General features: G+C 64.1%; 24 protein-coding genes. 10 read left to right on the top strand and 14 right to left on the bottom strand.

Going from position 1 to position 24,440, the window contains the following annotated elements; genetic code table 11:
* Positions 1–2: 2 nt before the first annotated feature.
* From KIO74_RS22350 to KIO74_RS22330, 5 genes are all read right to left on the bottom strand, one after another.
* Positions 3–2,036 carry a hydantoinase/oxoprolinase family protein gene (locus KIO74_RS22350; protein WP_213336845.1) on the bottom strand — a complete coding sequence of 678 codons (2,034 nt, stop codon included), beginning with the start codon at positions 2,034–2,036 and terminating at the stop codon, positions 3–5.
* A 61-nt stretch (positions 2,037–2,097) separates the two neighbouring features.
* Complete coding sequence (locus tag KIO74_RS22345; RefSeq protein ID WP_213336842.1) at positions 2,098–2,952, bottom strand: ABC transporter permease; 855 nt, start codon at positions 2,950–2,952, stop codon at positions 2,098–2,100.
* A complete protein-coding gene (locus KIO74_RS22340; protein WP_213336840.1) occupies positions 2,949–3,869 on the bottom strand; it encodes an ABC transporter permease in 921 nt (306 codons plus the stop codon). Before KIO74_RS22340 ends, KIO74_RS22345 begins: the two co-directional genes overlap by 4 nt.
* A gap of 10 nt (positions 3,870–3,879) precedes the next feature.
* Positions 3,880–5,415: an ABC transporter substrate-binding protein gene (locus tag KIO74_RS22335; RefSeq protein WP_213336838.1), complete on the bottom strand. Its 1,536-nt coding sequence runs from the start codon at positions 5,413–5,415 to the stop codon at positions 3,880–3,882.
* A gap of 541 nt (positions 5,416–5,956) precedes the next feature.
* Positions 5,957–6,901 (bottom strand): TrmB family transcriptional regulator, encoded by a 945-nt coding sequence (locus KIO74_RS22330; RefSeq protein ID WP_213336836.1) that lies wholly within the window; start codon positions 6,899–6,901, stop codon positions 5,957–5,959.
* Between the two features lie 164 nt (positions 6,902–7,065).
* Here KIO74_RS22330 and KIO74_RS22325 point away from each other — a divergent pair, with 164 nt between their 5' ends.
* On the top strand, positions 7,066–8,031 hold the full coding sequence (locus KIO74_RS22325) for a cucumopine synthase-related protein (protein WP_213336833.1): 966 nt from the start codon (positions 7,066–7,068) through the stop codon (positions 8,029–8,031).
* Positions 8,032–8,037: 6 nt separating this feature from the next.
* On the opposite strand, the gene KIO74_RS22320 is transcribed toward KIO74_RS22325, so the two are convergent.
* The 5 genes from KIO74_RS22320 to KIO74_RS22300 all read right to left on the bottom strand — a co-directional run bounded on the left by KIO74_RS22320 (position 8,038) and on the right by KIO74_RS22300 (position 12,154).
* Positions 8,038–8,619, bottom strand: a complete 582-nt coding sequence (locus KIO74_RS22320) for a DJ-1/PfpI family protein (protein ID WP_213336831.1) — start codon at positions 8,617–8,619, stop codon at positions 8,038–8,040.
* A gap of 105 nt (positions 8,620–8,724) precedes the next feature.
* Entirely contained in the window at positions 8,725–9,522 is a 798-nt protein-coding gene (locus KIO74_RS22315; protein WP_213336829.1) for an ABC transporter ATP-binding protein, read from the bottom strand.
* Between the two features lie 7 nt (positions 9,523–9,529).
* Positions 9,530–10,510: an ABC transporter substrate-binding protein gene (locus KIO74_RS22310; protein WP_213336826.1), complete on the bottom strand. Its 981-nt coding sequence runs from the start codon at positions 10,508–10,510 to the stop codon at positions 9,530–9,532.
* Between the two features lie 61 nt (positions 10,511–10,571).
* Positions 10,572–11,339, bottom strand: coding sequence for an ABC transporter permease (locus KIO74_RS22305; RefSeq protein ID WP_249731435.1), 768 nt, complete (start codon positions 11,337–11,339; stop codon positions 10,572–10,574).
* Positions 11,339–12,154 carry an IclR family transcriptional regulator gene (locus tag KIO74_RS22300; protein WP_213336820.1) on the bottom strand — a complete coding sequence of 272 codons (816 nt, stop codon included), beginning with the start codon at positions 12,152–12,154 and terminating at the stop codon, positions 11,339–11,341. Before KIO74_RS22300 ends, KIO74_RS22305 begins: the two co-directional genes overlap by 1 nt.
* A 179-nt stretch (positions 12,155–12,333) precedes the next feature.
* Between KIO74_RS22300 and KIO74_RS22295 the strand changes: the two genes are divergently transcribed.
* From KIO74_RS22295 to KIO74_RS22255, 9 genes are all read left to right on the top strand, one after another.
* The gene (locus KIO74_RS22295) at positions 12,334–13,074 is read left to right on the top strand and encodes a GntR family transcriptional regulator (RefSeq protein WP_213336818.1); all 741 of its coding nucleotides are present in this window, start codon (positions 12,334–12,336) and stop codon (positions 13,072–13,074) included.
* Complete coding sequence (locus KIO74_RS22290) at positions 13,071–14,621, top strand: xylulokinase (protein WP_213336816.1); 1,551 nt, start codon at positions 13,071–13,073, stop codon at positions 14,619–14,621. Before KIO74_RS22295 ends, KIO74_RS22290 begins: the two co-directional genes overlap by 4 nt.
* The gene (locus KIO74_RS22285) at positions 14,618–15,430 is read left to right on the top strand and encodes a BtpA/SgcQ family protein (protein WP_213336814.1); all 813 of its coding nucleotides are present in this window, start codon (positions 14,618–14,620) and stop codon (positions 15,428–15,430) included. The genes KIO74_RS22290 and KIO74_RS22285 overlap by 4 nt, the downstream gene beginning before the upstream one ends.
* Before the next feature lie 2 nt (positions 15,431–15,432).
* Positions 15,433–16,212, top strand: a complete 780-nt coding sequence (locus KIO74_RS22280) for an SDR family NAD(P)-dependent oxidoreductase (RefSeq protein WP_213336812.1) — start codon at positions 15,433–15,435, stop codon at positions 16,210–16,212.
* A 5-nt stretch (positions 16,213–16,217) separates the two neighbouring features.
* The gene (locus tag KIO74_RS22275; protein WP_213336810.1) at positions 16,218–17,204 is read left to right on the top strand and encodes an ABC transporter permease; all 987 of its coding nucleotides are present in this window, start codon (positions 16,218–16,220) and stop codon (positions 17,202–17,204) included.
* 74 nt (positions 17,205–17,278) lie between these two features.
* On the top strand, positions 17,279–18,220 hold the full coding sequence (locus tag KIO74_RS22270) for a sugar ABC transporter substrate-binding protein (RefSeq protein ID WP_213336808.1): 942 nt from the start codon (positions 17,279–17,281) through the stop codon (positions 18,218–18,220).
* Positions 18,221–18,318: 98 nt separating this feature from the next.
* Positions 18,319–19,095, top strand: a complete 777-nt coding sequence (locus KIO74_RS22265) for an ATP-binding cassette domain-containing protein (protein ID WP_213336807.1) — start codon at positions 18,319–18,321, stop codon at positions 19,093–19,095.
* Between the two features lie 33 nt (positions 19,096–19,128).
* Positions 19,129–20,055 carry a nucleoside hydrolase gene (locus tag KIO74_RS22260; protein ID WP_213336805.1) on the top strand — a complete coding sequence of 309 codons (927 nt, stop codon included), beginning with the start codon at positions 19,129–19,131 and terminating at the stop codon, positions 20,053–20,055.
* A 34-nt stretch (positions 20,056–20,089) separates the two neighbouring features.
* Positions 20,090–20,611: a hypothetical protein gene (locus KIO74_RS22255; RefSeq protein ID WP_213336803.1), complete on the top strand. Its 522-nt coding sequence runs from the start codon at positions 20,090–20,092 to the stop codon at positions 20,609–20,611.
* Between the two features lie 86 nt (positions 20,612–20,697).
* Here the strand turns inward: KIO74_RS22255 and KIO74_RS22250 are convergent, their stop codons facing one another.
* Genes KIO74_RS22250 through KIO74_RS22235 form a run of 4 tightly spaced genes read right to left on the bottom strand, consistent with a single transcriptional unit; the run spans position 20,698 to position 24,433 of the window.
* On the bottom strand, positions 20,698–21,681 hold the full coding sequence (locus tag KIO74_RS22250) for a succinylglutamate desuccinylase/aspartoacylase family protein (RefSeq protein ID WP_213336802.1): 984 nt from the start codon (positions 21,679–21,681) through the stop codon (positions 20,698–20,700).
* Between the two features lie 8 nt (positions 21,682–21,689).
* On the bottom strand, positions 21,690–22,670 hold the full coding sequence (locus tag KIO74_RS22245) for a succinylglutamate desuccinylase/aspartoacylase family protein (protein ID WP_213336800.1): 981 nt from the start codon (positions 22,668–22,670) through the stop codon (positions 21,690–21,692).
* 37 nt (positions 22,671–22,707) lie between these two features.
* Positions 22,708–23,586, bottom strand: coding sequence for an ABC transporter permease (locus KIO74_RS22240; RefSeq protein WP_213336799.1), 879 nt, complete (start codon positions 23,584–23,586; stop codon positions 22,708–22,710).
* Positions 23,576–24,433 (bottom strand): ABC transporter permease, encoded by an 858-nt coding sequence (locus tag KIO74_RS22235; RefSeq protein WP_213336797.1) that lies wholly within the window; start codon positions 24,431–24,433, stop codon positions 23,576–23,578. The genes KIO74_RS22240 and KIO74_RS22235 overlap by 11 nt, the downstream gene beginning before the upstream one ends.
* Positions 24,434–24,440: the final 7 nt, after the last annotated feature.

The raw sequence follows: 24,440 nt of genomic DNA, 5'->3' as shown, positions 1-24,440 counted from the left end.
AGTTACTCGCGGGACAGGATGAGATCGCCGAAGTCGTTGACGACGGCGGTAAAATCGGGCGGCACGAGGATCGTTGTGTCGTCCTGCTCGATCATGGCGGGGCCCGGAATGCGCGAGCCAGCGGCGAGGCGCGCGCGGTCGAACACCGGCGCCTCGCGCCAGCTGTCGGCGATGCGGATCGGCCGGCTGCCCGCCTGCTCGACGGGCATGCCGCGCAGCTTCGCCTCGTCGGCGCCGGGCGCCGGCAGCGCGCCGGAAATGCGCACGCGCAACTGCAGATATTCGACTTCGGCACCGGGGTCGGAATGGCTGTAGAGCCGGTCATGCTCGGCGTGGAAGGCTCCTGCGAGGCGTCCGAGATCGCCGTCGGCGAGCACATCCTCGGGAACATTGACCTGCAGCTGGAAGGATTGGCCGCGGTAGCGCATTTCCACGAAACGCTCGATCGCCACCTTGACGAGGAGCTCCGGCGCGATCTGTCCCGCCAGCCACGCCCGGGCGCGGGTCTCGATATCGGCGAATTGCGCCTTGAGAACGCCGGCATCGATCGTCTGGCCGTGGACGGTGGCTACCGTGTCATGGACGAGTTGGGTGACGAGACCGCCCGAGGCGCAGAACACCGAGGGCGTCGGCGGAATGAGCACCTGGCCGATGCCCATCTCGCGGGCGAGCAGCGGGCCGTGCAGCGAGCCGGCGCCGCCATAGACGACGAGCGTCACGTCTTCCGGGTCCACGCCGTGGCGGGCGAGATAGGGCAGCACGCGCGCCACCATGTTGGAGGTCGCGACCGTGAGCGCGGCCTCGGCGGCGGCCCCCATGTCGAGCCCCGCCGCATCGCAGACAGGCTGCATCGCCCGTTCGGCTGCGGCGCGGTCGAGCCGCATGCGGCCGCCCAGGAAGTTGTCGGGATTGAGATAGCCGCACAGGAGATAGGCGTCGGACACCGCCGGCTCGGTGCCGCCATGGCCGAAGCAGGCCGGCCCCGGTCGCGCGCCGGCGCTGCGCGGGCCAACGCGCAGCACGCGCCCATCGAGCGAGATGATGGAACCACCGCCGGCGCCGATCGCCTCGATTTCCGTGACCGGCATGCTGAGGGGGAAATCACCGACTTCCGCGCTCGAGGAGACGGTCGCGGTCGCGTTGCGGATCAGCGAGACGTCCGTCGAGGTGCCGCCCATGTCAAAGGTCAGGAACTGCCCGCCGCCGAGCCGCTCGGCCACCGCCAGCGCGGCGGTGACGCCGGAGGCGGGGCCGGAGAGAAGGGTCTGCACGGGGAACTGACGGGCCTCGGCCGCCGCCATCGCCCCGCCGTTCGAGCGCGTGATGAACAGGCTCGCCTTCGGCAGGGTTTTGGCCAGGAACGCCTCGATATCGGCGATATAGGTGTTCATCTTCGGCTTCACGAAGGCGTTGAGCACGGCCACGACGGCCCGCTCGTATTCGCCGATCTGCGGCCAGATCTCGCTTGAGAGCGATACATCGACGTCGCCGAGCTCGTCGCGGATCGCCTCGCGTGCCGCCAGTTCATGGTCGGGGTTGCGATAGCTGTGGTAGAAGGCGATCGCGAAGCCTGTCGCGCCCCGCTCCTGCGCAGTGCGGGCCGCCCGGCGCACGCCATCGAGATCGACCGGCTTGCGCACCGAGCCGTTGGCCATCAGCCGCTCGTCGATCTCGAAAACAAGATGGCGCGGCACCAGCGCCGGCACGCGCTGGTTGAAGATGTCGGTTGGCTGCTTCAGGCGCAGGCGCTGGAGGTTGAGCACGTCGCGGAAGCCGGCCGTCGTTAGCAGCGCGATCGGCGGTGCCGAGCGTTCGATAACGGTATTGGTGCTGACGGTGGTACCGTGGACGATCATGATGTCCTCGTCCGCGCCGGCGCCAACGCGCCCGAGCATTTCCGTCAGGCCCACCTTGAAGCCCTCGGCATAGTTCGGCGGGGTGGACGGCACCTTGAAGGACACCGTTTCGCCGCCGGCGGAACGCCAGGCGACGAAATCGGTGAAGGTGCCACCAATATCGATGCCGATGCGAAGCATTTCACAATTCCTGTTCAACGACGCGATGGGGCCAATCATGGTCAAAATCCATGGGCCAGGATCATCGCAACTTGGGATCGAGCCGGTCGCGCAGCCAGTCTCCGGAAAGATTGACGGCAAGCGCGGTGATGAAGAGCGCGAGGCCGGGAAAGACCGAGACCTCGGGATAGGTGCCCATGTAGTTGCGGCCCTCCGCGAGCATCCGCCCCCAGCTCGGCCATGGCGGCTGCACGCCGAGGCCGAGGAAGCTCATGCCGGCCTCGAGGATGATGACGCGCGCCAGCTCGAGCGTCGCGATGACCAGCACCGGCGTCAGCACGTTCGGAAGGATGTGGACGAAGATGATGCGCAGATTGCCGACGCCGATCGCATAGGCCGACTGGACGAATTCGCGCTCGCGCACCGCCAGCACCTGTCCGCGCACCACGCGGGCGTAGCGAACCCAGCTCGTCAGGGCGAGTACGATGATGAGGTTCTGCAGGCTCGGGCCGAGCGCAGCCACGACGAGAAGCGCGAGCAGCATCAGCGGGATCGACAGCTGTACATCGACCAGCCGCATCAGCACGCGGTCGACCCAGCCCTTGTAGAAGCCGGCGAACAAGCCGACGATAACACCGATCACGCCGCCGAGCCCGACGGCGAGCGCGCCAATCATGAGGCTCACCCGGCCGCCATAGACGATCCGGCTGAAGAGATCGCGCCCGAGATGATCGCCGCCGAGCGGATAGCTCGTCAGATCGAGGAAGTTGAGCGACGGCGGCGCGAAGCGGCCGCGTAGATTGTTGCGGACGGGATCCGGCAGGCCAAAGAATGGGGCGAGAATCACGATGAGGATTACAGCCGCCAGGAGGACGAGGCCGATCCAGCCGCTGTGACCACCGGCGAATGTGCGAACTTTGCGAAGCGCGACGATCATCGCGTCACCCGGATGCGCGGGTCGAGAAGCGGATAGATGAGGTCGATCAGCAAATTCGTGCCGACGAAGATCACGGCGATCAGGAAAACGCCGGCCTGAATGACAGGGAAATCCTTGTTCTCGATGGCTTGCAGCAACAGCCGGCCGACACCGGGCCAGGAGAACACCGTCTCGGTCACGGCTGAGCCGCCGAGGAGTTCGGCGGTGAGAATGGCGACCATCGTGACCACGGGAATGAGGGCGTTGCGTCCGGCATGGCGGGTATAGACCGTTCCCGGCGGGAGCCCCTTGGCGCGTGCCGTGCGGACATAATCCTCCGACAGGGCGTCGAGCATGCTGGAGCGGAACAGCCGCGAGACGGTGGCGGCGACGAAGATCGAGAGCGTCAGCACGGGCAGGACGAGGGAGGCCAGGCTGTCCCAACCGCCGGTCGGCAACCAGCCAAGGTTCACGCCGAAATACAGGATCAGCATGATGCCGAGCCAGAACACCGGTGTCGCCTGCCCCAAGAGGGCCACCGTCATGGCGAGAAATTCGAGAAACGAACCGCGTTTGACGGCGGCGACGAAGCCCGCCAGCGAGCCGATGATCACGCCGAGCACGATGGATGTGCCAGCGAGGATCGCGGTCGCCGGCAGACGCTCCAGCACAAGGTCCATCGCCGGGCGGAAGAACTGGTAGGACAGGCCGAAGTCGCCCTGCACGGCGCGGATGAGAAAATCCAGATACTGGATGATCATGGGGCGCTCCAGGCCGAGTTCGGCCCGGAGCGCCGCCACCTGGGCTTCCGGCGTCCCGAGGGGGAGGAGAAGGACGGCCGGGTCGCCCAGCATGCGGGTGACGACGAAGACGATCGTCACGATGCCCCACACCGCAACGAGCGCTTCACCTAGACGCTCAATGACGTAGCGGGACATCGCGCGGGCCTTACTTCTTCACCACGTCGGTCGCGCGCACCCAGTCGTCGCCGCGCGCCTTCCATGTCACTTTCTTCGACGTGCCGTAGGTAAAGGGCTGCGCGAAGAGGAAGATCACGGGAGCTTCCTCGCACATACGCCCCGTCGCGGTCTTGTAGGCTTCTAGACGCTTGGCGGGATCGGTCGTGCCGCGACCAGCCTTGAGGGCTTCGTCGAAGGGCTTGTCGTCGAAATAGGCGGTCGGGTTCGCTGCGGCGTAGAGGCCCAGCATGCCATCGGCATCAAGCGTCGGCCAGGCCTGGCCCAGCAGCGCCATCTGGCCCATGTCCCGGCCCGCGTAGGTCTTGACCCAGGCGCCGAAATCCATCTCCTTGATGGTCGCCTCGACGCCCACTTCCTGCAGCTGGCCGGCGACGATCTGTCCGATCTCGCTCGCCATGAAATAGCGGTTGAGCGGGACTTCGAGCTCGATCTTCAACGGGGTCGTCACGCCCGCTTCCTTCAGCAGTTGCTTGGCTTTGGCAGGATCATAGGGATAGGGCTTCAGATCCTGGTTGAAGCCGAAGTAGGCCGGTGTGAGGATCTGGCACTGGCTGACGGTGCCAAGCCCGCCGAGCATCGCCTCCACCATGCCTTCCTTGTCGACCGCGTAGTTAAGCGCCTGCCGGAGCTTCGTGTTGCCGGCGAGCGGCGCCTTCAAGGTATTCATGCGCACGACCATCGAGCGGCTGCTCGGTACCCAGCCAGCGTCCGCGCGTCCGCTCTTCTTGATGCGCTCGACGTCTTCCAGCGGCAGGTCGAAAGCAAGATCGACCTCACCCGCGAGGATACCGGCGACACGCGCCGAGGCCTCGGGAATGACCCGCATGGTCACTTCGTCGAACGTCGGCTTCTCAAGAACCGCCTTGTCGTTCGGCTCAAGGACCAGCCGGTCGCCGGCGACGAACTGCTTCAGCTTGTAGGGGCCGGTGCCGTAGGCCTCGGTTGCCGGATTATGGGTCTTCATCCATTCGGGCGAGAGGAAGAAGATCATCGACAGCTGATCAGGCAAGGTGGGGTATGGACCCTTGGTCTTGATGCGGACCTGGGTCGGGCTCACCACCTCGACCTCCGAGACCGGGTCGAACCATGAGCGGTTGCGTGACTTCGTCTCGGGATTGCGGATGCGGTCGATGTTCCATTTAACCGCCTCGGCATCCAGCGGTTCGCCGCCCGGGAAGGTGACGCCTGGCTTCAGATTGAACAGCCAGGCGGAATCCCCTTCCGGCTGCCAGTTCTCGGCGAGCACGCCATAAAGCTTGCCATCCGGGCCACGCGCCACGAGGGGAGAATAGAGATGCGTCGCAACGCTGACATCCGTGCCGACGACCTGTGCCTGGGTGGGGTCCAGGGTGTTCACAGTCGATGATAGCGCGATGGTCAGCGTCTCCGCCGAAGCGCTGGAGGCAAGAGCCCCGGCGAGCGACGCACCAAGCCAGGCCGCGACGGTCAGTGATCGCAAGGATCCCGGCGCGGCGCCGGCCAATTTCGAAATCGTTGTCACCATGATCACCTCCCGAAAGGACGATCTGCCCGCTACGCCCGGGCCAGCGAATGTTCCCTTGGCCCCATTAGTAGTCAGAGACTGAATATTCTTTCAAGAGAAAAATAGACGCCGGCGCGTGGCAAATGCACGCGATCGCTTCTTTGCGTCGGATGGGACGTTGGCAGCTATGCGTACGTTCTGGCGAAGCCCGGTTCGCCGGAGGGTTTTAACGGAGCGAGGGGCAAGAGCATCGCGGGAAACATGGAGCCACGCGCGCCATCCCCAGCGGCGGGGGCGGCCAGAGGCGGCCGGGATGATAAGGGACGGTCATCCCTTGCTAACCTCTCCCTGGCGGGGAGAGGTCGCGCCGCAGGCGCGGGTGAGGGGGAAGCCCGCCGGAAAACCATGTCCCCTCACCCCAGCCCTCTCCCCGCGAGGGAGAGGGCGAAAGACGAGCGGCCTTCCCACATCGGCGGAACGGGAAAAGCGCGCGGCTTGTGCGCTGCAGCTTACACGATGACGCGAGACCGGAACGGATGCTCGCTTCTGAGTGTCTACTGTCTTAGCCGGCCTTGGCCTTCCGCTTGCGCGGCTCTGGCTTCGGAACGCGCTTGGCGGGGGAGAAATCCTCCCGATCCGGCTCGAAGGCGGGCTCGTAGGGGAGCCGGCTGCGCACGAAGGAGCGAATTTCCTCGCCGAGCGGAATCATACCGAACGACTGGCGGAGCTTGTAGAGCGCCGGGCCGAAGGCCTCTTCCACTTCCCCTTCGAAGCGCATCATGATCTCGGCGAGATAAAGCTCGTGCCGCAGGAATACGCCGGCAAGATAGACGAAGGAACGGTTCTCCGAAAAGGCCCCTTCCTGTCTGTCCTGAGAATGGATGAGGGCGCTGCCGAAGTCCGCGCAGATGGTGAAGAAGTCGGGGCCGAGGCTCGCGCCGTTGCCCTCATGCGGCCACAGCCTGACGTGAGGCAGATCCGGCAGATCGGGCTTTTCGCCGTAATATACGAACAGGCATTCGACATTGCGATCAACGGCCTTGCGCAATTCGTCCCAGACTTCAGGCGCGAGCGTCGAGGGGCTGCGCAGCACGAGCTGGCGTGTCGAGCCCGCGATCAGGGCGATCAGCCGGCGTTCGATGGTCGCCCAGCCCTCGAGCATTTCCACGTAATCCGCGTTGGCGGGGGCGCTCAGGGTCGACAGGCGGCTGACCAGCGCGTCGCATCGCTTTTGGGTCTCGCTGGCGAGAGTGCCGAAGAACTGATCCGGCGGAACGGCGACGTAGCGGGCTGGACGCGCCGAGATCTGGGTCGTCGCGGCCCGCTTCATGAGGCCACGGATGACATTGTAGGTATTGGGAACCGGTAGCCCAGCCTGGCGCGCGAGTTCGTAGGCGGTCGCCGGGCCAATGGAGACGAGGGCGACATAGACCTTCGCCTCATGGTCGGAGAAACCCACCGCGACCAGATCACGTTGAACGTCCTGCAGGCCGCGCTCCAACGCCATATCCGTCCTCGCCTTATCGTTGCCGCTTGTTGTCCCTGGCCTGCCCTAGCACGGCTCGTGCGTGGCCACCAAGGTCACGGATCATATTATTCAATTATTGACTATTATGATGGTGGTGGCTACGAAGCAAGGACTGTCCAGAATGGGAATGGAGCGATGCGGCGATGAGCACGAGCGAAGTGCAGGCCGTTGTGGCGATGATCGATGCCGAAACAGCCTCGATCATGAAGCAGGAGCCGCAGGAGACAAAGAAGCTGCGCGAAGGTCGGCTCGACGACAAGGCCGGCGCCTACGGACAGTATTTCGGCACCTGGGACATCGCGGCCGGCATGATGCGCGATTGTTCCATGTATGCGCTCTATCCGCTGCTGCGTCTGGCGCGACAGAAACGAAGCGATCTCAATATCGCGATCATGGCAGACGAGATGCTGCCACCCTATACGAATTACCTCGGCTATAGCGGCTTTCCGACGCTGGAGCGGCTGGGCGACGCGATGCGCCCGGTTCTGAGGGAAGCAACGCCCGATGAAACCGACGCGCTGCTCTCAGCTTACCTGCGCTACGCGAACAGGCTTTACTGCTGGGTCTATCATTATTTCCCGTGGAATCTCGGCGAACACTATCGCTATCCCGATGATGCGGAGGCCCGTGCCGCCGACGCGCGGGCCGCGCGCGATGCCGCCGCGATCGTCGATGGGTTCACTCCGAGCGAGACCTTCATCAAGCTGACCTGGCAGCCGCTCGGCGTCAGCGTGCACGCCTGGCTTGCGGTCGAGCAGAACCCGGAGCTTTGCCGCGACCTCCTTGATGCCCTGCCCTTCACCATGCTGCAGGAACATCCGATGGTGACGGGCGAATCGATGTTCGCCTGGACGCCGCTGACGACGACCGCGCCTGTTCACGTCACCGAGGAAATCCGCTTCGCGCCCATTGGCCGTCTCCGCTTTTCGCAGCGCACGGGCCAGAAACTCGTGGTGCAATATGGCGCGACCAAGGAAACGATCCGCGCGCCCCTTCTCGGCGGCGTGATCGCCGAGGACAGGGCGAAGCTTCCGGCTATCGGCCGCGCCGTATGGGACGCGACCTATGCCTCGAAGGATCTGATCTGGCTGACCGTAGAGCGCGCCTGATCGGCCTCAGGCGGTGACACGGCGCTGCTCGCGCGCGTCGCGCAGCATCGCGAGAAAGGCGCGCATGACGAAGGCATGGTCGTGCCAGGTGCGCCCGCTGACCAGGTTGCCGTCGATGACATAAGGCTCGTCCACGAAGATGCCGCCACAGACCTCCAGGTCGAAACGGCATTTGCGCACGCAGGACATGCGCCGCCCACGCACCCTGTCGGCGCGGGCGGGGATCTCGACGCCATGGCAGACGCTGGCGATCGGCTTGCCCGCATCAAAGAAATGCTGGGTGATGCGGATGAGATCATCATCATCACGAATGTATTCGGGCGCCCGTCCGCCACTGAAAAAAATCCCGGAGTAGTCGGCGGGATCGATATCGCGGAAGGCGACGTCCGCTTCGATCTGGTAGCCCTCCCACTCCCGGGTGATGGTCCAGCCCGGACGGACCTCGTGCAGAACCATCTGGAACAGGCGCTTCTGCGGGCCGGCGACGACGGGCAGGAAGTCATCTTCCTGCAAGCGCAAGTGTGGATAAAGCGTATCGAGCGTCTCCGTCGCATCTCCGACGATAATAAGAACCTTATCCTGCTGCATGTTCCGTGCTCCGGAAATATTGCGCGCGTGAATTACCATCAATCTTCTTGAATGGGCATTGAAGAAAAGCGCCATCCGTGCCGATAAAAGCAGTTGGGGTGATCGTTACGCCACGAGGGATGGTCTGTGCTCGTCAAACACGCCCCGTTCGAGAAAGATGCGTGTAATCTTGTCGACGAGATCCGCGAAGCGCGGATCGACGCGCGCTCCAAGGCCACGCGGTCGCGGTAGATCGACCTTGAACACGCTGTCGATCGTGCCGGGACGCGGGCTCATGACAATGACCCTGTCGGCGAGCAGCACCGCCTCGTCGATAGAATGGGTGATGAAGAACACCGTCATGCGGTCACGGGTCCACAAAGTCTCGAGATCCAACCGCATCTGCTCGCGGGTGAGAGCATCGAGCGCGCCGAAGGGCTCGTCCATCAGGAGAATGGTCGGCTGGTGGATGAGGCCACGCGCGATGGCCGCGCGTTGCTGCATCCCGCCCGACAACTCGAAGGGATAGCGATCCATGAACTGGCTGAGACCCACCGCGTCGAGCAGGCTCTCGGCGCGGGCGCGATAAGACTTCACGTTGAGCCCGCGCAACTGGATCTGCAGCAGTACGTTGCCGAGAATGTCGCGCCAGTCCACCAGCGTCGCACGCTGGAAGACGATGCCGGTGTCGGAGCGGGGACCGTTGACGACCTCCCCCGCAACACGTACCACACCCTCCGTCGCGGGTGTCAGTCCCGTCACGAGCCGCAGGAGCGTGCTCTTGCCGCAACCGGACGGACCGACCACCGCCACGAACTCGCCCTCGCGAATATCGAGGTCGACGTTCTGCAGCGCGACCGTCTGCTGAAGGCCGCGGATGAAGGTCTTGCCCACATCCGAGAGCGCAATATGTGCGGGCACCATGGCCGTGCTATTCGACGTAGGCGTTTGTGAAGAAGGCCGTCGCGGGCTTGTCGGTCTCGACGCCCTGGTAGGTCTTCAGCAGCTTGAGCGTATTGGCCCAGTCCGCCTCGGACCCGACACCGATCGGCTTGCCCTTTGTATTGGGGGATTCCATTTTTTCGAGCGAGACATCCATCTGCTGGCGCAGGATCTTGGGATCGAGGACCGGCTTGCTCTTCAGCGCGGCGGCGACGACACCGTCCGGGTCCTTTGCCGCCGCAGCGAAGGTCTTTTGCGTCGCGCGGGCAAAACGCTTGACGAGGTCGGGCGACTTCGCGGCCGTCTGATCGTTTGTGACAAGGGTGAGGCCGACGAGCTTGACGCCGAGGTCGTCAAAGGACAGCACCGAAGCCGGCACGCCTTGCGCCTCCATCACGAAGGACTGGGCATCGACGCTGCCAAGCGTCGCGTCGGCGCGCTTTTCGAGCACGGCGACGACCTTCGCCGCCGCATCCACATTGACGAGCTTGATCTTGCTGGCATCGAGCTTGTTGGCGGCCACGACGGCCGGAAACAGGGCGGTCAGCGCATCGCCCGCGGTGATGGAAATCGTCTTGCCCTCAAGATCCTTCGCCGTCTGAATATTGGCGTCCTTGCGCGCGACGACGGCAAAGATGCCGCTGTTCATCAGCGACATCACGGTCTTGATCGGAATACCTTTCGATACGCTCACGATGACAGTGCCCGCATCGACGATGCCGAAAGTATCGCTGTTGGCGCCCAGCGCTTGCGCGGTCGCCGCGCCACCTCGCCCTTCGTTGATTGTGAGATCGATACCCTCGTCGCGGTAGAATCCCTTTTCCACGCCGTAGTAAAATGGCGCGTGAAAACCAAGGAGCTGCCAGTTGAGCCTGAGGCTTGCCTTGTCTGCGGCCGAAGCGGAGCCAAGCCCAACCACAATTGACACCGCCAAACCTGCGGCAATGCCAATGATACGCTTCATCGTCATGTCAATTCCTCCCCATGTGAAGCTCGCGTTGGAGCCGTTGACGTCTTCTTATGGTCTAGGTCTATGTGCCGTGGCTCAGTCTCGCGACGTGCCAAGGAAGAACAATTTTTTCAAGCAGTTCGATGAGATAGTAAAATCCGAGCCCTATGACACCGAGGACAAGGATCGTGGCGAAGACCATCGCCGTCATCAACTGGCCATTGTAAGTAATGATGAGATAACCGAGCCCGTTGTCGGACGAGACGAATTCCGCGACCACCGCCGCCGTCGAGGCCAGCGCGGCGGCGACCTTGAGACCTGTGAAGATGGAGGGCAGCGCGCTCGGAAACTGGATCCGCATGAATGTTCGCAGACCCTTGGCACCAGTGGCGCGCGCGAATTCCATGATGCCGGGATCGACCGTCTTGAAGCCGACGACCGCGTTCACGATAATCGGAAAGAACGTCAGCAGGAAGACCAGCAGCAGCTTTGGCATCGTCCCGAAGCCAAACCAGATGATGAACAAGGGCGCGATCGCAATCTTCGGCACGATCTGCAAAAAAACGACGATTGGATAAACGGCGCGCTCGAACAGTGCGGAATAGGCCAGCGCCATGGCAAGCGGAATGCCGACGACCGCGCTCAACAGGAAGCCCCCTACCATGTTGACGGTTGTCGGAATGGCATTGGCAGCCACATGCGCCCAATGGGTCGCCAGGCTTCCGACGATTGCGCTGGGTGACGGCAAGAGATAGGCGGGAATATCAAGAGCCCGGACGCCTGCCTCCCACACCAGCACAAGACCGACGGCGGTCATGATGGCGAGGTTCGGGAAGTTCCGGCTTGTCATCATCCCGCCCTTGATGTCCGTGTGTTGGCTTCCGCGATACGGCGGCAGAAGGGAGCGATGGCCGCCTTGCCGGCGATCGCCGCCGCGGCCTCGTTCAAGGACGGAGCCAGTTCGCTGAGCTTGGCCTTGGTCCACCGGACGGTCGGGCCAACGATGGCGACGCTGCCGAGAAAGACATGCGTCTTCGGATCGAGGATCGGCACCGCAATGGCCGCCGCGCCGAGGTCGCCTTCATCATAGGCGAGCGCGTAGCCCTGGCGTTCCACCCGCGACAGTTCGAGCGCAAGTTCATCCTCGGACTGGATGGCGTTGGGGCCGGTATCCGGGCTGCCCATCAGTCCCTGCTTGCGCACGAGACGCAGTGCCTCTGCGCGTGGCTGAGAGGCCAGGAAAACCTTGCCCGCGGCCATGGTGTGCAGCACCACCGGGCGGCCGAGATTGGCATCGAAACGCAAGCCCGGCTTCGCGCCTTGCGCCTCGCTCAGGATGACGAGACGATCGTGGTCACGCCAGGCGAGCCGCACCAGTTCGCCCGAGAGCGCCGCCAGTTCGTCGAGGGTCGGCTGGCAGATGTCGAGGAAACCGAGTTCGCCCAGTTGCTTGAAGGCGATGAGCGCGAGCTCCAACGTCAAGGCGTAGTTGCCACTTGCCTTGTCCTGGCGGACGATGCCGCGGCCTATCATGTCTGTCAGGAGCCGATGCGCCGTTGGCTTGGACAATCGCGACGCTTGTGCGGCCTCCTGCAGGGACACGCCGGAGGCCCGCTCGGTAAGGGCGCCCAAAAGATCAAATATTCGATCGACAGCAGTGCGCATGAAAAAACCGGAATTGCGTTCCGGTTATTTTTTGACTCAAGCGGACCGGACCGTCAAGGCCCATCGCGACCGATTCCCGGCTTTGCCTGCCGCGCGGCCGTCCGAAAGCGCGCAGATGGCCTCTTGACTTGTATCGAATTTGTATCTTTTATGCTTGAAATAATTCAGAGGGCCGGCGGTTGATACGCTATCAGGAAATCGCGCATGATCTGCGAGGAAGCCTCCAGGCAGCCGGTGATCTGACGCGCGCCATAGCATCAGAAAATGAGCTCTGTCAGCGCTATGGCGCGAGCCGCACCACGATCCGCGCCGCTCTCAAGCAGCTTGAGAATGAGGGGCTTATCGAGCGCCGGCAAGGCAAGGGCACCTTCTACAAACCCCCTCACATCGCGAAGAACCTCGGCAGTATCGTCGACTTCCACACGGAAGCGCGCCTCGCGGGCCGCGTTCCCACCACCCATGTCGTTGCCATGGAAACCCGCATGGCGACGCCCGCCGACACAGCGCTGTTCGGCCTCCCGATGGCGAGAGCAGGCGTCGTGGAACTCACCCGCCTGCGCAAGCTGGACGGGCAACCCGCCGTCCTGCAGCGCTCGCTGCTCGACCGGTCGCTCGTCAAGGGCATCACCGCTGGGATGCTGGAGAACGCCTCGCTCTATGGACTTCTTGCGGACCACAACGGCATACGCGTGGCGACAATCGAGGAAACCCTGGAGCCTTGCCAGGTCGGGGCGCAGGACGCGATTTATCTCGACATCCCCGTCGGCAGTGCGGTGTTCCGCTCGCATCGCGTGGCCCGTGACCGCGAGGGCGCGGTCATTGAAGTCAGCGACAACCTGATCCGAGGTGATATCTACCGCTTCACCATTCGTCGACAGGTCGATACCGACATGCAGGACACCCTACGAGGGACGATATGAGCGTCGTCCTCGCCTTTGATCTCGGCGGCACGAGCTTCCGCGCCGCTCTCATCGACGCCAAGGGCACGACCCACGCCGAATGCGCGATATTCGGGCCGACGATCATCGACCGCCTCGGCTGGTCGGAGGTCGACGCCAACGACTGGTGGCGGACCCTGATCGAGGCCTGTCACCGGCTCGCCGATGAGGAACCTGGGCTGTTCGCGAGCATCGCCGGCATTGCTATCTGTGGGGTGACGCGCACGCAGGTTTTCCTGGGACGGGACGGCCGCCAGTTGCGGCAGGCCATGACCTGGAAGGACACACGGGCCGATGCGACGGCCAAGCGCCTGCAGGGCTCTCTCCCGGGCCTCCATCCGGAGACGGCCAGGATCAACGCCTTTCATCCGCTCGCCCGCCTCGCCTGGCTGCGCGAGCAGGAGGAGGCGACTTTCCGCAGCCTCGCGCGTGTCCTTGAACCCAAGGATTATCTCAACTTTCGCCTCACCGGCGTCGAGGCGGGTGATCCGGTGTCCATGGCGCGGCTCATGGCCTCCGCCGAGACCATTGGAGGCGCCGACCTGTTGTCAGCCGTCGGCGCGTCCACAACCCTTCTGCCACGTGCGATCGAGCCCTGTGACGAGGTCGGCCGCGTTCTCGACGGCCTGCCCTCACCGCTTGATCAGCTCGCTGGAGTACCGGTGTTCTGCTGCTCCAGCGACACCTGGGCGGCGGCTGCTGGGCTCGGCGCGCTGCGCGTGGGCTATGCCTACAACATTTCCGGCACCACGGAGGTGCTGGGGCTGATCAGCGAGACGCCGGCCGAGGCGGAGGGCCTCCTGACCGTCGATTGGCGCGGCCTTCACCAGCTCGGCGGCCCGAGCCAGAACGGGGCTGATACGGTCGCGTGGCTGCTCTCGTTGCTCGGGCGGATCGACGGCGATTATTCCGGAGTCGGCAAGGCGATGGACGCTCTGCTGGCCGGGCGCCGGCATCCGCAGCCGCTCGTCTTCCTGCCCTATCTGCAAGGTGAGCGTGTTCCCTATTGGGACCCGACCTTGCGCGGCGCGCTGGTCGGCCTCAATCGCCAGCACGGCGCCACCGACGTCGCCTGGGCCGTGCTGGAGGGCATCGCCTTCCTCAATCGTATCGTGCTCGAAAGAGCGGAGCAGGCCGCCGGCCTGAAGGTCACGGAAATCCGCTTTGGCGGCGGGGCCGCCGCGAACCCGGCGTGGCGGCAGGTCAAGGCCGATGTCTGCGGCCGGCCGGTTGTCGTCGGCGCGTCGAAGGAGCCGGGCCTCCTCGGCGCCGCGATCGTGGCCTGGACCGGAATAGGCCAATTCACCTCGCTCGCCGAAGCGCAGGACGCGCTGGTGTCCGTCGCAAGCCGCCACGAGCCGGACCCGGCCCGCGCGGCGGTCTATGGCCGGTTGTTCGCCCTGTTCAGGCAGAGCGAGCAGGCCCTTGCCCCCATTTCGCGTGAGCTCGCAGCCCTTTCTCGCCAGTCCGAGACGCTGCCGGGCGTTCATGCATCTCCTCTGACTGATACCAAGGACCCATCCCCATGAAGACCCTCGTTCGTGACGAATATGGCCTGGATCACCTGCTGATCGGCTGCGTCCACACGCTCGCCCTGCCCGGCACGCCGCTCTACGATCGCGCCGGCGGCATGCGCAAGATCGTGGCCCAGGCCCGTGAGGAAGCGAAGATCCTGGAGGACGCCGGCTTCAGCGCCCTCCTTTACACGAACGAATCCGATATGCCCTACGAGGCGAATATGCCGATCGAGGTGATCACGGCGATGACGGACGTGATCGCGGAATGCCAGGCGCAGACAAAGCTGCCGCATGGCGTCAACATGCTGATCGATCCGCCGGCCTCGATCGCCGTGGCCCATGCCACGGGCGGGCGTTTCGTGCGTGCCTTTCTCACAGGCTCTCTCGTCGGCGACATCGGAACGATGACCCCCGATGGTGCCCGCGCGCTCAGGCTCCGCGCCAATCTGGACGCCGGGAATATCCGCATCATCTGCAACGTCACGCCGGGCTTCTCAATCAACATCGACACCCGGCCTGTCGAGCAGCAGGCATCCGGCGCCGTCTTCATCGGCCTCGCCGATGTGGTCTGTGTCAGCGGCCCGGCCGCAGGCAAGGAAGCCGATGTCTCTCTCATCGAGCGCGTCGCGCGGCAGGTCCCCGACACGCCGGTCGCCGTCGGCACCGGCGTCGCCGAGGAGAACATCGCGCGCCTCGCCGAGGTGGCGGACATCTTCATCGTCGGCACGTCGATCAAGAAGGACCGGCAGACGCTCAATGCTGTCGAACCGGCGCGGGCGCAGGCTTTCGTGCGCGCCTATGAAAACAGGAAGGCGAGCTGATCATGACGGCTCCCGTCACGCTCATCACGGGTGCCGCCGGCGGCATCGGGAGCACCCTCGCCCATTTGCTCGCCCGCGCGGGACACAGGCTCGTCCTGTCCGATCGCGATGCCGACGGCCTTGAGGCGCTGGCGCGCAGCATCGACCAGGCCGGCGGCGAAGCCGTCTTTCTGGCCGGTGACGTGCAGGACCGGCAGTGGCCCGCCAAACTCGTCTCCTTCGCCGTGGAGCGCCTCGGGCGGATCGACAATCTCGTGACGGGCGCCGGCGCCTCCCGCGCCGTGCCGATGGTCGAGATGGACGATGATGAGTGGGACAAGCTTGTCGACATCAATCTGTCCGCGGTGTTTCGCATCTCCAAGGCCGTCACCCGGCAGATCGTGGCTCAAGGCGACGGCGGCGCGATCGTCCATATCTCGTCGATCGCCCATTCCAACGGCGGCGCCAATCTGGCCTATGGCTCCGCCAAGGGTGGCGTCGCCACATTGACGCGTGGCATGGCGCAGCAGCTTGGTCCGCAGGGTATTCGCGTCAACGCGGTAGCGCCGGGCATCATCGACACGCCGATGGTGCGCAATGGTTTCGCGGCCCAGTTCAATGGCCTTGTCGCGGGCGCGGCGGCTCGCACTCCGCTCGGCCGTCTTGGGCGGCCGGAAGATGTGGCGGAGGTCATCGCTTTCCTGTTATCGCCAGCCGCCGCCTTCGTGACAGGCGCCCTGATCCCTATTACAGGCGGCATAGAAATTCTTTCGCCGATTTCGACGATCGCCCGTGGAGACTGACGACAATGAGCGTGACGACCGTGCAGTCGCCCCAAAGCCGCCGGGCCATTCTGAGTGAAGTCGTCGGCCGCTATGGCACGGCGATTGCCGGAGTGATCCTGATCGCCTTCTTCGTAATCTTCGCGCCGAATTTCGCAACGCCGGTCAACATCGTCAACGTCATCAAGGACACGAGCTTTCTCGCGATACTAGCGCTGGGCTTCACGCTCGCCTTCACGGTCGCGGAGCTCGACCTGTCGATCGCCGAAATGGCGAGCCTTTCCGCCGTTGTGGCGGGCTGGCTCGTGCAGGCCCAATATCCACCGCTCGCCGCTGTCGCGGCCGCCCTTGCGTGCGGCGCGCTGCTCGGCGCCATCAACGGCTTCGGCGTGACGCGCTTGCGTGTGCCATCCCTGATCATGACGCTCGGCACAGCTGCCGTCGCCAAGGGGCTCGCCTTCATGATCACCCAGGGCGTCGCCTTCGTCGGCCGCTGGCCGGTCGGTTTCACGGGGCTCGCGCGGGGCACGACCTTTGGCCTGCCCAATCTCGTGCTCTGGCTTGCCGGCGTCTCGCTGTTCGCTTACGGCCTCGTGAAATGGACCAGGACGGGCGCCCACATGGTGGCGACGGGCGAAGCCGACGAGGCCGCGCGGCTGGCGGGCATCGCCACAGCGCGGATGAAGCGGATCGGCCTCCTGCTGTCTGGCCTCCTCGCCGGGATCACGGCGGTGCTCCTTGCGTCCAACCTGTCTTCGGCGGCGCCGAACATGGCCGGCGACTACCTTCTCTACGCGATCGCGGCCGTCCTTCTCGGCATGACGATGTTCGAGCCCGGCAAGCCCAACATCGGCGGCACGGTCTTTGCCGCCATCGTGCTCAAGGTGCTCGGCAACGGGCTCGTCCTCCTGGGCGCGCCCTACTACGTGCAGGACATCGTGCTCGGCATCATCATCATCGGCTCGGTCGCCTTCTCGGCGAGCGCCATGAAGAAGGCCGCCTTCAAGGTCTGAATTCGCAAGGTCTGAATACGTAGGTATTGAGAACTCGGAACAGTGACAACAAGGTAAGAGTGAGGGGACCACAGATGTTTGGATTGAAAAAACTCGTCATATCCGCCGCCGCACTGCTGGCGCTCGGCCACGGCGCCAAGGCCTTCGAGCTCGGCGTCATCGGCTTCCAGTTCACGTCGGAAACCCATGCGCGCGTCGCCAACGCGGCCGCCGCGGCGGCCAAGGAAAAGGGCTGGAACGTCACGCTGCTCAACTCCGAGGGCGCGCTTCCAAAACATGCCGAGCAGTTCGACGCGCTCATCGCGAAGAAGGTTGATGCCATCATCGTGGCGATGGGCAAGCCCGTCGAGGCGGACGCGCAATTCAAGGCGGCCAAGGATGCCGGCATCCCGGTCATCACGGTGCAGTCCGGCGTCAGCCCCTATGCGCTGTTCGATATCCAGAGCAATGAGTACAAGATCGGCGCCGAGGCCGCGCTCTACCTGCTCGGCCAGCTCGGCTTCCAGGGCAATATCGTCACGGCCCGTTTCGACCTGAACATCGCGTCGCGCATCCGTGGCAAAATCCTTGACGTCGTTCTCTCCGAGAACCAGGGCGTGAAGGAACTCGGCAAGTTCTCCATGGCGCGCACCCAGAGCTGGCGGGATGACGTGCGCGCCGGCATGCAGGCTCTCCTTCTCCAGAACCAGGGCAAGATCAACGGCATCTGGGCCTCCTTCGACGGACAGGCCTATATCATCGACGATCTCCTGCAGGCGCAGGGCGTGAAGAAGGGCGACATTCCGCTGATTTCCGTGGACGGAGGCAAGGAGACCTACGAGCGCATCAACGACCCGCAGTCGACGCTGGTCGCCAGCGTGTCCATTCCCTTCGAGGAGATGGGCAAGCAGGCCGTCGACGCCGTGCAGGCGATCGTCGTGGACAAGAAGCCGAAGGAAACGGTGACGAGCGGCCCGTACTTGTTCGTCGATGCGGTGCTCGTCGACAAGAACAACGTGAAGCAGTTCCTTAAATAAGGTCCCGCGCCACCCGCGTCATAAGGGGCGCGGGTGGCCGGACGACTGTTTTCTCATCACGTATCTCCTCGAATTTCCTCTGATCCGAGAGCAAGACGATGACCGATGCTGCGGCGAACGCCTCTCCTCTCCTGTCCCTGCGCGGCATTGGCAAGAACTATGGTCCGGTGGTGGCCGTGCGTGATGTCGATCTCGATATCCATGCGGGTGAAGTCGTCGCCATCTGCGGCGATAATGGCGCCGGCAAGTCGAGCCTTATCAAGGTCATCTCGGGTGCGGAGGAGCCGACATCCGGCACGATGGCCATACGCGGCAAGGAGGTGCGCTTTGCATCGCCCCATGACGCTTTGGAGCACGGGCTGGCGACGATCTATCAGGACCTCGCGCTCGCGCCCCGCCTGTCAATTGCCCAGAACGTGTTCATGGGGTCGGAGCTGACGCGGCCGTTCGTCCTTCCGTTTCTGCGCGTCCTCGACAAGGCGAAGATGATCGAGGAATCACGCCGGTACCTCTCGCGTCTCTCCGTCGCCATCCAGGACATGACGCGTCCCGTCGAGCGCCTTTCCGGCGGCCAGCGGCAGGCAGTCGCCATCTCGCGCGCGCTGCGCTGGAATGCCGACATCATCATCATGGACGAACCGACGGCGGCGCTTGGGGTGAAGGAAACCGCGCTCGTGCTCGACCTCATCCGTACCTTGAAGGCGGGCGGTCACACCGTGATCCTCATCAGCCACAATATGCGCGACGTCGTCGCGCTCGCCGACCGCGTGGTCATCATGGGGGCGGGACGCAAATTCGTCGACCGGCCGCTTGGGGACCTGACAGCGGACGACCTCACCCATCTCATCATGAGCGGCAATGCGCGCGCCGCCTGAGACCTTTGCCGCCGCCGCAACGAGACGTGAGCCGTGAGCGAAACCATCATCATCGATACCGACCCCGGCCAGGATGACGCTGTCGCCATCCTGCTGGCTGTCGCTGCCCGCGAACAGCTGACGCTCGACTGCGTCACGACGGTCGCCGGCAATGTGCCGGTGGCGCAGACGACGGTGAATGCCCTACGGGTGCTCGATCTCGCGGGCCGCGCCGACATCCCGGTCTATCGCGGGGCCGAACGGCCGCTGATCGTCGCGCTCGAGACCGCCGAATTCGTCTGCGGACCGGATGGCCTCGATGGGTCCGGGTTGCCGCCGCCGTCGCGCGAAGCGGACGCGGGTCACGCGGTGGACGCGATCATCCGCCGGCTGCGCGCTGCGGCGGATGGGCTGACGCTATGCCCGCTTGGGCCTCTCACCAATCTCGCCCTGGCCTTTCGGCTGGCGCCCGACATTCTGCCGAAGATCCGCCGGATCGTGCTGATGGGTGGTGCCATCGGCCTCGGCAACATCACGCCGGCGGCCGAATTCAACATGCATGTCGATCCCCATGCGGCCGCGATCGTGTTCGACTGCGGGCGGCCGATCGTTATGATGGGGCTAGGCGTCACCCTGAAGGCGATCGCGACCCATGAGCAGATCGCGGGCTTCGCAACGCTCGGGACGGCCGCCGGCCGTTCCATTCACGGCATGCTGACACGCCCCCGGCCCGGCAGCCTCGGCACCGTCGGCCACCCCATGCACGACCCCTGCGTCATTGCCTATCTGCTCTGGCCAGAACTGTTCTCAGGCCGCGATTGCCATGTCGCGATCGCCACCGAGGACGGGCCCATGCGCGGGCGCACCACCATCGATTGGAACGGGCGCCTGAAGCGCCCCGCCAACGCGCATGTCATCGCGGAGGTGGAGGCACACGAACTGTTTGAGCGCGTAACGCGGCTCATCGCGACCTTGCCCTGAGACATCCCGCATAGCATCGAGGACGGACGATACCATGGCGCATTTTGTCGAGGACCTTCAGCGCGAAGCCGGTGCGGCGATCGCTGCGATGCAGGCGGCGGCGCTCGCCGCCCGCCATGCCCACGCCCGTGCTGAACTGATGCGCCATATGCTGACGACCGCACGCAAGGTGAAGGACAAGCCAAAGGCGGAGGCTGTCGAGACGGTGGTGACTGAATGGATGGACGCCTGGCATCTCGCCCGCGCCGAATGGCCCCATATCGCGCGGGAGATGGAAGCGTTCACGGAAGCGTTCTACGATTATGCCAACGCGCCGACCGACAGCCACGATGCGCGGCTCAGACAGACCGTGGACGCGCTCGATGCGGCATTGGCCCGGGAAGGCACCACGATTTCCGACCAGATGGCCTGGCGGTCCCAATGCGCCCATGGCTGGTGGGATTGGGTGCTCCCGACACCTTCCGACCTGCCCGGCCGCAAGGAGCGCCCGAGCGTGCCGCAACCGTCCGCAGGCGCGCCCTTCTGGCAGGCAGGCTGCGCCGACTTCTGCAAATGAGCAGTTTTGCCACCTGAACGAAACGTGACGACTGGCGCAAACCCGACACCACTGCGTGCCGATCTGAGCACACAGTGGTGCCTCGTTCAGACCGGGCGCGGATCGAGCCCGATATGCACCAGCGTCTCGCCGGTCGCCATGACCGGTCCAGGGTGGATTGCGAGCACGATCCCCGGTTGCGGGCTCGTTGCCTCGCCCTTGTCATTGCCCCACGCGTCATAGTAGCGGCCAAGGACCGTGCCGACCTCGATCCGATCGCCGCAGGACACCGATTTTTCGAATAACCCGCCGCGCGTCGCGGTCACCCAGGCGAAGTTCGAGAAATAGTTGAGGTGGCCGTGATCCCTCACGGTCCCCTCGATCATGCCAAGCGCCACCATCACATTCTTGAGCCTGGCGACCGAATCTGTGACGGATTCGTCGGTGAAGCCGCGCATCTTGCCGCCGCATTCGACGATGTAGCTCGCGATGCCATCCTTGGCGGCGGTCATCATCGCGGAGCCGTTCAGGATCGTCGGCGGAGCGGGCAAGGTGTCACGCAGCCCGAAGGCGCGCGCGACTTTTTCCGACAGCGCCTCCACCTCGCCGCCGACTTTTGGATACAACGCCCAGCGTACATCGGGCGTCATTGCCGTGTGGAAATCCACGAGAACATCGGCATATGTCTTCAGCGGCTCATAGATCTTCGCTGCCATTTGCTGGGTGTGCGTGCCGTTCGGATCGCCCGGGAACTGCCTGTTCATATCGCCGCCGTGATAGAGCTCGAACGGGCTCGTCCGCTGGCGCGCCTGGAACGCGGGCAGGTTGAGGATCGGCAAAGCCACCACCGTTCCCGCAAGCTGCGCGGGATCGAGCGCGCCGAGAAGCTCGTGGATGATGTAGGTGCCGCAATACTCATTCCCGTGCACGCAGCCGTGAAGCCAGAGAACCTTGCCCGGCTTCGCGCCCTGGATGATGACCACGGGGATCTCGACCGGCGAGCCGTCTGGCGCATCGCCAATATGTAAACGGCCGGTGACCTTGCCGGGGGCCGAGGAGCGCGCCGAGCCAATGATGATTTCCTGCGTCATGACTGCCCTCATGCCTGTCTGGGATCAAGGCCGATGTGAATGAGCACATCGCCCTGGGGGATGATCGGTCCGGGGTTATGCGCGAGCACGATGCCGCTCGCCGGGGCGTGGACGTCCCCATTGGGCTCCCCGAATTGGTCGGTATAGGTGCCGACCACATCGCCCTTGGTGATCGGTTCGCCGCACTTGACCTTGGGCCGGAACAGTCCGCCGCGCGGAGCCGTGGCCCAGTGGAAGTTCGAGAACAGCGTCAGCGGGCCATAGTCCGTCACCGGGCCTTCGAGCAGCCCGATCGCGCGACCGAGATTGCGCAGCCGCTCCGCCACGTCGTCGAGCTGATCTCGCGTGAAAGCCGGACCGAGGCCGCCGGCCTCCACGATGAAGCTCGGGATGCCATCGGCTCCGGCCGTCATCATCGCGGAGCCGACGAGCGTCCCGGAGGGGGTTGGCAAGGTATGCGCATAGCCAAAGGCTTTCGCCATGTCATAGCCGACGCGGCCGACCTCGCCCTCGATATCCGCGTAGAGCGCCCAGCGCGTCGTCGCGGTGAAAGCCGTGTGGAAATCGACGAGATGTGTCGCGTGCTCCTTCAGCGGCGCATAGATGGCGGCCGCGACCTGCTCGGTGAAGCCACCTCCTGGATTGCCGGGAAAGCAACGGTTCATGTCGCCGTTGTTGAAGCCCTCGAACGGGCTGACGCGGCGCAGGGTGCGGAACGCCGTGAGATTGAGGATGGGCAGCGCGACAATCGCGCCCTTGACCGCATCGGGCGAAAGCGAGTTGAGAAAGGTGTGAATGGAAAATGTCCCGCAATATTCATTGCCGTGGACACAGCCATGCAGCCATAGAACCGGGCCGTCGCTCGCGCCACGTATGACGACGACAGGTATATCCACCGCCGCGCCGTCGGGCATCATGCCTGTCGTGAGCGTCCCCTCATATCGCCCTGGCGCGTCGGCCGTTATCGAGCCGATCTTGATGGTTTTCATGCCGGTAGCATCCTTCTTCTGTGATGGAGACGGCGGGCTAGAGGCGCATCGCCGTCCTCAGCCCGACCAGCCGTTCGACAAAAAGGCCGAACAGCACGATGAGAACGATCTGCAGTGTGGTAATCGCGGCGATGACGGGCGAGCTTTCCCATTGAATATATGAGAATATCTCGACGGGGAGCGTGGTAACCCCAGGTCCCGACAGAAATAGCGCGATATAGACATCGCCGAATGAGATGATGAAGGCGAAGATCAATGCGGAGAGCACGCCAGGCGCGATGAGCGGCAGCGTGACCTCGATCAAGACACGCCACCGAGGGGCGCCCAGCGTCCATGCGGCCGCCTCCAGATCAGGATCGACACCTTCCAGACTTGCGATGATGCCGGCGATCGTAAAGGGCAGGCAGATCAGCACATGCCCGATGATCAGCGCGGACAGTTCCATGAGCGGCAACACCGTCAGCAGCAACAGGAGCGACAGGCTGATCAGGATATGGGGCACCATCATCGGCAGCATGACGAGGGACTGGGCCAGATTCCGGCCGCGTCCGGTGAACCGGACGATGCCATAAGCCGTGATGAAGCCGATAATCGTCGCCAGAACCGCCGCGACAAGCGCGAGCCACAGGCTGAACTGGAAAGCTGAGGTAAAGTTGTTGCTCGCGAAGAACTCCCTGTACCAATGCAGCGAAGCGTTGGAGAGCGCGTAGGTATTGCGTTGATCCGGGCTGAACGAGGCAAAGACGATGATCAGGATCGGCAGCAGCAAGAAGATATACAGAAGCGTGATCAGCAAACCGTAGGCGCGCCTGCCGATCGGCAGAAGGTCGATCTTAGGCTCGACAGGACGCTGACCGACCGCTTGCGCCGCGACCGGTACCGGTCGCAAAGGCGATGTCTCGATATCAGTGTGCACCGCGTGTTTTCCGGAAATAGAGGGAAATGACCAGGAACTGGGTGAGGACGAGCAGGGCAGCCACTGCCGCGCCCAGAGGCCAATTGAAGGTCGACAGAACGAGATTGTAGATCGTCTGCCCCATCATCGTGACGTCGCGGCCGCCAAGGAGCTGCGGCGTGACGACTGAGCCCGCGGTCAGGGTGAAGACCAGCGCCGAGCCCATGACGATGCCAGAGCGGCTGAGCGGCAGGGTGACCTCAAGGAAGGCGCGGAGCGGCCGCGCGCCGAGCGTGCTAGCCGCCGGAACGAGATGCGGATCCTGGCTCGTCAGCGAGGAGAATATCGGAAACACCATGTAGGGCAGCATGATATGAACGAGCGCGACAATGACTGTTCCCTCGCGGTGCAGGAGCGCGGCAGGGCTGTCGACGAGCCCGACGAGCATCATCAGCCGGTTGATCAGGCCGTCACTGCCGAGCAGCACGATCCAGCCATAGGTACGTACGATAATCCCGGTCATCAGTGGAGCGACGATGAGGAACATCAGCAGGCTGCGCCAGCCGCTTGTCATACGCGCCAGGAAATAGGCGAGCGCATAGGCGAAGACGAGCGAAATGAGCGTGACGACGGCGGCGATACGGAATGTTGAGTAGATGACATTGCGGTAGTAGCTGTCGAAGAGAAGACGGCTGTAATTTTCCGTCGTAAAACCTGGAATGAACAGTTCGGCCGGGGAATATTTGAAGAAGCTGACGGCCAGAAAGTAGCTTATCGGTGCGAGCAAAAAGAGCAGATACAATACAGTGATGGGGCTCAGCAGGATGCTCGCGAAGGCGCCGGTCCTGGCCTCGGGATCGCGGATCATGTCAGGC

It is taken from the genome of Chelatococcus sp. HY11, assembly GCF_018398335.1.
GTDB lineage: Bacteria > Pseudomonadota > Alphaproteobacteria > Rhizobiales > Beijerinckiaceae > Chelatococcus.
Note: the sequence above shows the minus strand (reverse complement) of the source record. Positions and strands in the feature narration are given on the sequence as shown.